The following is an 8766-nucleotide window of genomic DNA, read 5'->3' as shown; positions in this document are numbered from 1 at the left end:
CATCTCGTACATCATGATGCCGAGCGCGTAGATGTCACTGCGGGCGTCCGCGATGCCGCGGGTGACGAGCTCGGGGGAGAGGTAGGCGATCGTGCCGAGCAGCGCCTGCCCGGTCGCGGTGTTCGCGCTCGCGGCGCGGGCCAGCCCGAAGTCGCCGATCTTGATGCGGCCGTCGTCGGCGAGCAGCACGTTCTCCGGCTTCAGGTCGCGGTGGACGATGCCCGCCTTGTGCGCGGCGGCGAGTCCGCTGAGCACGGCCTCCATGATGTCGATGGTCTGCTCGGGGGTCAGCTTGCCGTAGTCCTTGAGCAGGTCGCGCAGCGTGATGCCGGGCAGGTACTCCATGACCAGGTACGCCATGTCGGAGTCCTGGCCCTGGTCGAAGACGTTGACGACGTTGGGGTGGGCGAGCCGTGCGGCCGAGCGGGCCTCCTGCACGAAGCGGCTCTTGAAGGTGTTGTCGTCGGCGAGGTGGCCGTGCATGATCTTGATCGCGACGCGGCGCTCCAGGCGCAGATCGGTGGCGAGGTAGACCGTGGCCATGCCGCCCCGGGCGATCCGCGAGCGCACCTGATAGCGGCCGTCGATGAGACGGCCGATCATGGGGTCGGTCTGGCTCGTGGTCACGGATCGAGTCTAGGGAACGGCGGGTGCGGGAACCCTGCAAAACACCGGTGTGCGGCGTCGCCGTGACCGGGCTGTGACCTTTGCGCGGTCACGGGGCGGCCTCGCGGGCTCAGCCGAGCTGCGCGAGCCACGCGCGCGCCGACGTCTCCCACTTCGCATACGCGGTCGGGAATGCGGAGATCTGCACGGCCTGCGCCGCCTGGGCGACGCTCATGCGCGACCAGCCGGGGATGTCCAGCAGGCCCCTGGTGCGTCCGGCGTTGGGGTTGCCGGAGCCGCCGTAGAACGCCTTGGTGGCGCGGACCGGGTCGAGCACCTGGGCGGGTGTGCCCCAGCCGGTGCTCGGGCGCTGCTGGAACAGTCCGAGCGAGTCGCGGTCGCCGTAGCGGACGTTGCGCAGGCCCGACTCCTGAGCGGCGGCCGCGAGCGCGACGACGATCCCCTGGTCGGGGACGCCCTGCTCGCGGCCGATGCGGATGATGAGTGCGGCGTTCGCCCGCATCTCATCGGTCAGGGCGACGACTCTGCCCGGCTGGACGCTGACGGCCGGCGCGGGCGCGACGGCGGCGTGCGGCGCGATCGGCGTGCTGACGGCGGCCGTCGCCATCCCGGGGATGGTGACGAGCTGGCCGGGGAAGATCAGGCTGGAGGAGCTCAGGCCGTTCGCGCTGAGCACCGCCTTCGTGGAGACGCCGAAGCGCGCCGCGATGCCGCTGATGGTGTCGCCGGAGACGACCTTGTACTTCGTGCCGACGGCGTTCGGCGCCGGCGCGGCGGGAGCACTCGGCCGGCTCGGGGCCGCGGCGGAGCCTCCGCCCAGGGCGAGCACCTGGCCGGGGAAGATCAGGCTCTTCCAACTGAGCCCGTTGCGCGCGAGGACGCTCGCGGTCGACAGGCCGAACCGCGCCGCGATGCCGGAGACCGTGTCCCCGGACCGGACGGTGTAACTGGCAGGGGCCGCCGCGACGGAGGTCTGCGCCTCCGACGTCCGCGAACCGGTCGGGATGCTCGAGGTGATGGTGTCCTGCGGGCCCGTCGGCTGCTGCGGCTTCTCCTTCGCCCGCTCGGCGTCGGCCGGAGCGGCCGCCTGCGCGGGGGAGACCAGGCCGAGCGTCACCGCGATCGAACCCGCCACCGCGATGGGGACGGTGCCGAGGATGCCGACTCTCCGCTTCCGTGCGCGGTCGTCCGCGCCGCCTGCTGCGCTCTCGATCAGAGCCATTCTGACCCCCAGTTGAGTGACAAAGCCGGTCCCCACGCTGACACAGGTTGAGAGAAGAGTCAACCAGTGTGACAGATGTGAAACGAGTTTACATGACTGTAACAATCGCACTCGCTCGTGCTCCCGGCCCTGGCGTGGCACGCTTGTTCCTGTGAGTGAGCACGTCCTGGCCACCGAGTGGCTGACCATCCCCGACCTCGTCGACCAGCTCGGACTCGGTGTCAGCCGCGTCCGCCGCCTCATCGAGGACAAGCACCTGGGCGCGAAGCGCGTCGACGGAGTCCTCAAAGTCCCCGCGCTGTTCCTGCGCGACGGCGAGCCGCTCGGGGAGCTGCGCGGCACGCTCGTCGTGCTGGCCGACGCCGGCTTCGGCGACGAGGAGGCGGTGGACTGGATGCTGACGGAGGAGGAGAGCCTCGGCACCACCCCCATCGAGGCGCTGCGCGCAGGCCGCAAGGCCGAGGTGCGCCGCGTCGCTCAGGCCCTCGCCTGACGGTCTCTTCGCGGGCGCGGCGAGGGGGAGAGGCGGTGCGGCCGACACGCACCACCCCGATCGAGGTGTTGCGCGCCGGCCGAAAGGCCGAGGTGCGTCGCGTCGCTCAGGCCCTCGCCTGGCGGTCCCTCGCGGGCGCGGCGAGGGGGAGAGGCGGTGCGGCCGACACGCACCACCTCCATCGAGGCGCTGCGCGCAGGCCGCAAGGCCGAGGTGCGCCGCGTCGCTCAGGCCCTCGCCTGACGGTCCCTCGCGGGCGCGGCGAGGGGGAGAGGCGGTGCGGCCGACACGCACCACCCCGATCGAGGTGTTGCGCGCCGGCCGAAAGGCCGAGGTGCGCCGCGTCGCTCAGGCCCTCGCCTGACGGTCCCTTCGCCGGCGCGGCGAGGGGGAGAGGCGGCGCCCCCGACGGCGCCGGGGCGACCCGCAACGAGGCGCCCCTCGGCGGCGTCAGGCGCTGCGGCGGGTGACGGTGACGGCGAGGTCGCGCAGCTGGGCCTTGGCGCTCTCGCCGATCGGGGCGGCGTCGAGCGCGGCGATCGCGCGCTCGACGTTGTCGGCGATCATCCGCTCCACCTTGTCGACGGCGCCGGACTCGCGGATGGTCATCTGCAGGGTCTGGATCTGCTGCGGCGTCAGCTCGGGGTCGCCGAGCAGCTCGTCGAGGGTCGCCCGAGCGCCGGCGGGCACGGCCTCCCTGGTGAGCGCGATGAGCACGGTCCGCTTGCCCTCGCGCAGATCGTCGCCGCTGGGCTTGCCGGTGACCTCCGCGTCGCCGAAGACGCCGAGCAGGTCGTCGCGCAGCTGGTACGCGATCCCGAGCGGGAGCCCGAAGCCACGCAGCGCATCCAGCTGGCCGACGGTCGCGCCGGCGAGGCTGGCGCCGATCAGCAGGGGCGACTCGATGGAGTACTTGGCCGACTTGTAGACGATGACCCGCTCTGCGCGTGCCAGCTGGTCGGCGTCCGGCCGGCCCTGCCAGCCGATCTCCTCGAAGATGTCCAGGTACTGGCCGGCGGTGACGTCCAGCCGCATCCGGTTGAACTCGGCGCGCGCCGCACGGCGCGCCGCCGGGCTGACCGTCTGGGTGAGACCCTCGTCGAAGAGCTCGTCGCTCAGGATGAGCAGGAAGTCGCCGAGCAGGGTGGCCGACCCGGTGCCGAAGCTCGCGCCGGAGCCCTGCCAGCCCTGCTCGTCGTGCAGCCGCTCGAAGCGCCGGTGCGCGGAGGGCGCACCGCGCCGGGTGTCCGAGTTGTCGATCAGGTCGTCGTGGACCAGCGCGGCCGCGTGGAACAGCTCGAGAGCACTCGCGACGGAGACCACCGCGTCCAGCGGGCCGCCGGCCACGACGGGGCCGTCGGCCGCGTCATCGCCCGCGCTGCGCACCGCCTGCCAGCCCCAGAAGCAGAACAGCGCGCGGAAGCGCTTGCCTCCGCTGAGAAAATCCCTCGAAAAAGCCGCAATCGGCGAGAGTTCGTCGGCGATGGAGACGAGAATGGATGCACGCGCATCGAGGAATCCATCGATTCTGGACTGGATGAGGTCGACGAATCGGATGCTTTCTGACACACGCCTAGCCTAGTCAGAGGCGTGCGGCTACAATCAGCCACACAACGCCAAGAACCCGCAAGAAAGAGGGGGATCCGGATGCCGCTTTCGGAACACGAGCAGCGCCTCCTCGAAGAGATGGAACGCAGTCTCTATCAGAACGATGCAGACTTCGTCGCCAAGGTGGGAGGCAAGCGGGCACGGCCCGCATACCGCTCCATCGTCCTCGGTGTGCTCATCGCCGTCGTCGGCGTCGTCGTGCTCATCGTCGGCGTCTTCTTCCAGCTGCCGATCGTCGGCATCCTGGGCTTCGTGGTGATGTTCGCCGGCGTGCTGCTGGCCATCGCCCCCGGCAAGAGGGTGGCGGTCGACCCCGACTCCCCGGCCGCCCGCGCCGCAGGCAAGTCCTCTCGGGCGCAGTCCGGCTTCATGGACAGGATGAACGACCGCTGGGACAAGAGGCAGGACGGGCAGGGCTAGCCCCTCCATTCTCCTCCCCAGCCCGCGACCGCAGGGCCGATCGATTCGATCGGCCCTTTTTTCATGCCCGCGGACACTCCACTGCGTGGAAAATCACTCCACTTTCCTCCACCCCTGATTTTCCCGTGATCACGCGGAAGTTTGGCCCCTAATCGGGGCAATTCGGCCGCACTAGCTGATTTTGTGGATGGAAGTGGAGTAAAGTGGAGGAAGCACCGCAGCCTTGGCCGGGAGATGGGGGTGGAGTCCGATGTTCCTCGGTACCCATGCCCCGAAGCTGGACGAGAAGGGGCGCATCATCCTGCCGGCCAAATTCCGGGATGAGCTCGCGTCCGGTCTCGTGCTGACCCGCGGCCAGGAGCACTGCGTCTACGTCTTCTCGAAAGCGGAGTTCGAATCGCTCCACGAGAAGATCCGCCAGGCGCCGGTGACGAGCAAGCAGGCCCGCGACTACCTGCGCGTGTTCCTCTCGGGGGCGAGCGCCGAGGTCCCGGACAAGCAGAACCGGGTGACCATCCCGGCGACGCTGCGCTCGTATGCGGGGCTCGATCGCGACCTGGTCGTGATCGGCGCGGGAAGCCGCGCGGAGATCTGGGACGCCGAGGCGTGGGAGACCTACCTCGCGGAGCAGGAGGCAACGTTCGCGAACACGGAGGAGGAGGTGATCCCCGGGCTGTTCTAGCGCCTGGCGCCGGACTCCCAGCCATACGCCCTGACACCACTTCCCCGGTGTCAGGTCGGGATGGATGGGGATCCGGAACCAGGGGCGGGGCCCAGCGAAGCCATGAGCGACGAGACGAACTCCGACATCCACACCCCGGTCCTCCTGGAGCGCTGCATCGAGCTGCTGGCTCCCGCCCTGCAGGAGCCCGGCGCGGTCTTCGTGGACGCGACCCTCGGCATGGGCGGCCACTCCGCCGGCGTGCTCGCGCGCTTCCCGGAGGTGACGCTGGTCGGGCTCGACCGCGACCCGGAGGCGCTCGCGATCGCGGGGGAGCGGCTGGCGCGCTTCGGCGACCGCGTGCACCTCGTCCACACGGTCTACGACGGCATCCGGGAGGCGCTGGACGGGCTCGGCATCGACACGGTGCAGGGCGTGCTGTTCGACCTCGGCGTCTCCTCGCTGCAGCTCGACCGCGTGGAGCGCGGTTTCTCCTACTCCAAGGACGCGCCGCTGGACATGCGGATGGACGGCACGAGCGAGCTGACCGCCGAGGTCGTCCTCGCCGAGTACTCCGAAGCCGACCTGCGCCGCATCTTCCGCGACTACGGCGAGGAGAAGCTCGCCGCACGCTACGCGAAGCGGATCGTGGACAGCAGGCAGAGCACGCCGCTGGTGCGCTCCGGGCAGCTCGTCGACCTTATCCAGAAGGCGACGCCCGCCGCCGTCGCCCGCCAGGGCCACCCGGCCAAGCGCGTCTTCCAGGCGCTGCGCATCGAGGTCAACCAGGAGCTCTCGGTGCTCGAGCGCGCCATCCCCGCCGCCATCGACGCCCTGTCGGTCGGCGGGCGCATCGTCGTGGAGTCGTACCAGTCGCTGGAGGACCGGATCGTCAAGCGCGAGCTGCAGACCCGGTCGCGCTCGAGCGCACCGGCCGGCCTGCCGGTCGAGCTGCCGGAGCACCGTCCCGAACTGAAGCTGCTCATCCGCGGAGCCGAACTCGCGGACGAGGACGAGAAGGCCGCCAACCCGAGGGCCACCCCGGTGCGCCTGCGCGCGGCCGAACGAGTGAGGAGGGACTCGTGAGCACTTTCCCGGCAGGCGCGACCGCACGGAGGCGGCCGGTCGTCCACTGGACCCCGTCGAGCGGGCAGGCGGCGACCGCCGCGGTCCTCCCTCCCGAGCCGATCGAGGCGGACAGGCAGCACGAGCGTCGCACGCACCTGGAGGTCGTCTCCACCCGCAGCCAGCGCCGTGCCCGGCCGCGCGCGCTGTACGCGGTCGTCGCGATCTCCGCGCTGCTGGTGATCGTCGTCGCCCAGCTGCTGCTGAGCATCGCCATCTCGCAGGGCGCCTACCAGCTGAGCTCGCTGCAGGGGAAGCAGACCGAGCTCCAGCGCTCCTACCAGGCGGCCTCCGAGGACCTCAACCGGCTCACCTCCCCGCAGAACCTCGCCGCGAACGCGAACGCCCTCGGGATGGTGAGCAACAGCAACCCCGCCTACCTCCGGCTCTCCGACGGGGCCGTCCTCGGCGCGCCGATCCCGGCGAGCGGGGCCGCAGGCACCGTCACCGGAGGCCAGGGCAACCTCGTCCCGAACGCGCAGCTGAAGGGCGTCCCGCTGGTGACGGCAGGCGGCGGAGCGGCGACCGGTGCCGCGAAGGCGACTGAGCAAGCTGGGAATTCCGCACGCACGGGTGCGGCGTCCGGGGCGCAGCAGAAGCCGTCCGTACCGTTGGAGGGAGCGTTGCCGACCCCGGTGACGCACTGACGGGACGGGCGTCACGCATGGTCACGAAGAGAATGCTCCGGCGGCGCACGGCGCTCACCGTCGCGGCGGTCGCCGCCACGGTCTGCATCCTCGGCGTCAAGCTGGTCGACATCCAGGTGGTGAACGCCGACGCGCTGCAGCGGAAGTCGATCAACACCAAGGAGGCGTCGACGACCCTCTACGGCAACCGCGGCGACATCGTCTCCGCGGACGGCACGGTGCTGGCGACGACGGTCTACACCTACAGCGCGCAGGCCTCCCCGCGGGATGCGGCGGGCAAGGGCGCGTCCGGCCGCGCCAAGATGGTCGAGGCGGCGAAGAAGATCGGCGCGATCACCGGCCAGGGCGGCGACGCCGTCCTCAAGCTGTTCGACGACGCGCTCAAGGCCGATCCGGAGTCCCAGTACGTGCTCATCAAGTCCGGCATGGACGTGAGCATGTTCGACAAGCTCGACAAGCTGCCGTACGGCTGGCTGACGTTTAACAAGACGCAGGCGCGCAGCTACCCGAACGGCGCCGTCGCCGGCAACCTCCTCGGCTACGTCTCGCAGGCGGGCAACGGCGGGCTCGAGCAGAGCGAGAACGGCTGCCTCGCCGGCCAGAACGGCGAGGAGACCTACCAGCGCGGAGCGGACGGCGTCGCGATCCCCGGCAGCACGGTGGTCCAGAAGGCCGCCAAGGACGGCGGGACGCTCAAGCTCACCATCGACAGCGACATGCAGTGGTTCGCCGAGCAGACGCTGGCCCAGCAGGTGGCGGCGACCGGCTCGAAGTTCGGCTTCGTCACGGTGGCCGAGGCCAAGACCGGGAAGATCAAGGCGATCGCCCAGTGGCCTGCTCTTGATCCCAACAACATCGACGCGACCGACCCGTCCTACTGGCGGCTGCAGCCGTTGACCGACCCGCGTGAGCCCGGCTCGACGTTCAAGGCGCTCACCGCGGCGATGCTGGTGGATCAGGGCAAGGCCGGCCCGGAGACGCAGGTGCTCGCGCCGTACTCGTGGCAGTCCGGCAACGGAGCCGACCTGCACGACTCCGGCTACCACGACACCCTGCGGCTGACCCTCACCGGTGTCCTGATGATGTCCTCGAACACCGGTATGTCGCAGCTCGGCAGCCGTCTCACCGATCAGACCCGCTACGACTACATGAAGAAGTTCGGGATCGGCGAGGACACCGGACTGCCGTACCCCGACCAGTCCTCCGGGGTCCTGCACCCGGTGAAGGACTGGGACGACCAGACCAAGTACGCCACGATGTTCGGCCAGGGCGTGTCGGCGACCCAGATCCAGATGGTCGGCGCGTACCAGGCGCTCGCCAACGGCGGGACCCGCATCCCGCTGACGATGGTCGAGGGCTGCCAGCAGCAGGACGGCACCCTGACCGACGTTCCGAAGACCACGCCCGTGAAGGTCGTGTCGCCGCAGGCGGCGAGCACGACGCTCGGGATGATGGAGTCGGTGACGACCAAGGGCGAGCTCGCCAAGCAGCTGCAGATCCCCGGCTACCGGGTCGCCGCGAAGACCGGAACCGCCCAGCAGGCGGACGGCCACGGCGGCTACCTGCCGTCGTACTACGTGTCCGTGATGGGCGTCGCCCCGGTGGACGATCCGCAGTACGTCGTTTCGGTCAACCTCGGCTTCCCGACTACCATTACTTCGTCGGCAGCCGCCGCTCCGCTGTTCCACACGATCATGAGCCAGGTGCTGAAGACCTACCGGGTGAAGCCTTCGACGTCGAGTCCGGCCGACTACCCGCCCTACTTCTAGAAACACCGTCTACTGAAAGTGAGCCCCGTGACAGGACCGGCGCCCTCATCCCTGCGCCCCGAGCATCCCGTCGCCCGCCCGCTCGCCCAGCTGGTAGCGGAGTTCGGGCTGGACTGCCGCGGGGGGCGCGCCCCCCGCCCGGGGGCCCCGGGGGGCCCCCCCCCCCCCCCCCCCCCGCCCGGGGCCCCGGCCGG

9 protein-coding genes are annotated in these 8766 nt (G+C 70.5%); 6 read left to right on the top strand and 3 right to left on the bottom strand.

Going from position 1 to position 8766, the window contains the following annotated elements; translation table 11 throughout:
• Positions 1-603 (bottom strand): protein kinase domain-containing protein (locus ACTHMF_RS17305; protein ID WP_440319326.1); only part of this gene is annotated, 603 nt, incomplete at its 3' end.
• A gap of 133 nt (positions 604-736) precedes the next feature.
• Complete coding sequence (locus ACTHMF_RS17300) at positions 737-1849, bottom strand: LysM peptidoglycan-binding domain-containing protein (RefSeq protein WP_440319324.1); 1113 nt, start codon at positions 1847-1849, stop codon at positions 737-739.
• A 151-nt stretch (positions 1850-2000) separates the two neighbouring features.
• Here ACTHMF_RS17300 and ACTHMF_RS17295 point away from each other — a divergent pair, with 151 nt between their 5' ends.
• Positions 2001-2342 carry an Rv2175c family DNA-binding protein gene (locus ACTHMF_RS17295; protein WP_440319323.1) on the top strand — a complete coding sequence of 114 codons (342 nt, stop codon included), beginning with the start codon at positions 2001-2003 and terminating at the stop codon, positions 2340-2342.
• A gap of 450 nt (positions 2343-2792) precedes the next feature.
• Here ACTHMF_RS17295 and ACTHMF_RS17290 read toward each other — a convergent pair whose 3' ends face one another.
• Positions 2793-3911: a polyprenyl synthetase family protein gene (locus ACTHMF_RS17290; protein ID WP_314146392.1), complete on the bottom strand. Its 1119-nt coding sequence runs from the start codon at positions 3909-3911 to the stop codon at positions 2793-2795.
• 78 nt (positions 3912-3989) lie between these two features.
• Here ACTHMF_RS17290 and ACTHMF_RS17285 point away from each other — a divergent pair, with 78 nt between their 5' ends.
• The 5 genes from ACTHMF_RS17285 to ACTHMF_RS17265 all read left to right on the top strand — a co-directional run bounded on the left by ACTHMF_RS17285 (position 3990) and on the right by ACTHMF_RS17265 (position 8572).
• Positions 3990-4370, top strand: coding sequence for a DUF3040 domain-containing protein (locus tag ACTHMF_RS17285; protein ID WP_440319321.1), 381 nt, complete (start codon positions 3990-3992; stop codon positions 4368-4370).
• Between the two features lie 250 nt (positions 4371-4620).
• The gene (mraZ, locus tag ACTHMF_RS17280; protein WP_314146394.1) at positions 4621-5052 is read left to right on the top strand and encodes a division/cell wall cluster transcriptional repressor MraZ; all 432 of its coding nucleotides are present in this window, start codon (positions 4621-4623) and stop codon (positions 5050-5052) included.
• A gap of 102 nt (positions 5053-5154) precedes the next feature.
• The gene (rsmH, locus tag ACTHMF_RS17275) at positions 5155-6117 is read left to right on the top strand and encodes a 16S rRNA (cytosine(1402)-N(4))-methyltransferase RsmH (protein ID WP_440319319.1); all 963 of its coding nucleotides are present in this window, start codon (positions 5155-5157) and stop codon (positions 6115-6117) included.
• Positions 6114-6803, top strand: coding sequence for a hypothetical protein (locus tag ACTHMF_RS17270; protein WP_314146396.1), 690 nt, complete (start codon positions 6114-6116; stop codon positions 6801-6803). Before rsmH ends, ACTHMF_RS17270 begins: the two co-directional genes overlap by 4 nt.
• A gap of 17 nt (positions 6804-6820) precedes the next feature.
• A complete protein-coding gene (locus ACTHMF_RS17265; RefSeq protein WP_440319317.1) occupies positions 6821-8572 on the top strand; it encodes a peptidoglycan D,D-transpeptidase FtsI family protein in 1752 nt (583 codons plus the stop codon).
• Positions 8573-8766: the final 194 nt, after the last annotated feature.

It is taken from the genome of Leifsonia sp. (genome assembly GCF_051955155.1).
Lineage (GTDB): Bacteria > Actinomycetota > Actinomycetes > Actinomycetales > Microbacteriaceae > Leifsonia.
Note: the sequence above shows the minus strand (reverse complement) of the source record. Positions and strands in the feature narration are given on the sequence as shown.

Bases quoted from the DNA above. Each gene is read 5' to 3' on its own strand.
- ACTHMF_RS17285 (WP_440319321.1), top strand. From the start codon at position 3,990: ATGCCGCTTTCGGAACACGAGCAGCGCCTCCTCGAAGAGATGGAACGC.
- mraZ (WP_314146394.1), top strand. From the start codon at position 4,621: ATGTTCCTCGGTACCCATGCCCCGAAGCTGGACGAGAAGGGGCGCATC.
- ACTHMF_RS17300 (WP_440319324.1), bottom strand. From the start codon at position 1,849: ATGGCTCTGATCGAGAGCGCAGCAGGCGGCGCGGACGACCGCGCACGG.
- rsmH (WP_440319319.1), top strand. From the start codon at position 5,155: ATGAGCGACGAGACGAACTCCGACATCCACACCCCGGTCCTCCTGGAG.
- ACTHMF_RS17265 (WP_440319317.1), top strand. From the start codon at position 6,821: ATGGTCACGAAGAGAATGCTCCGGCGGCGCACGGCGCTCACCGTCGCG.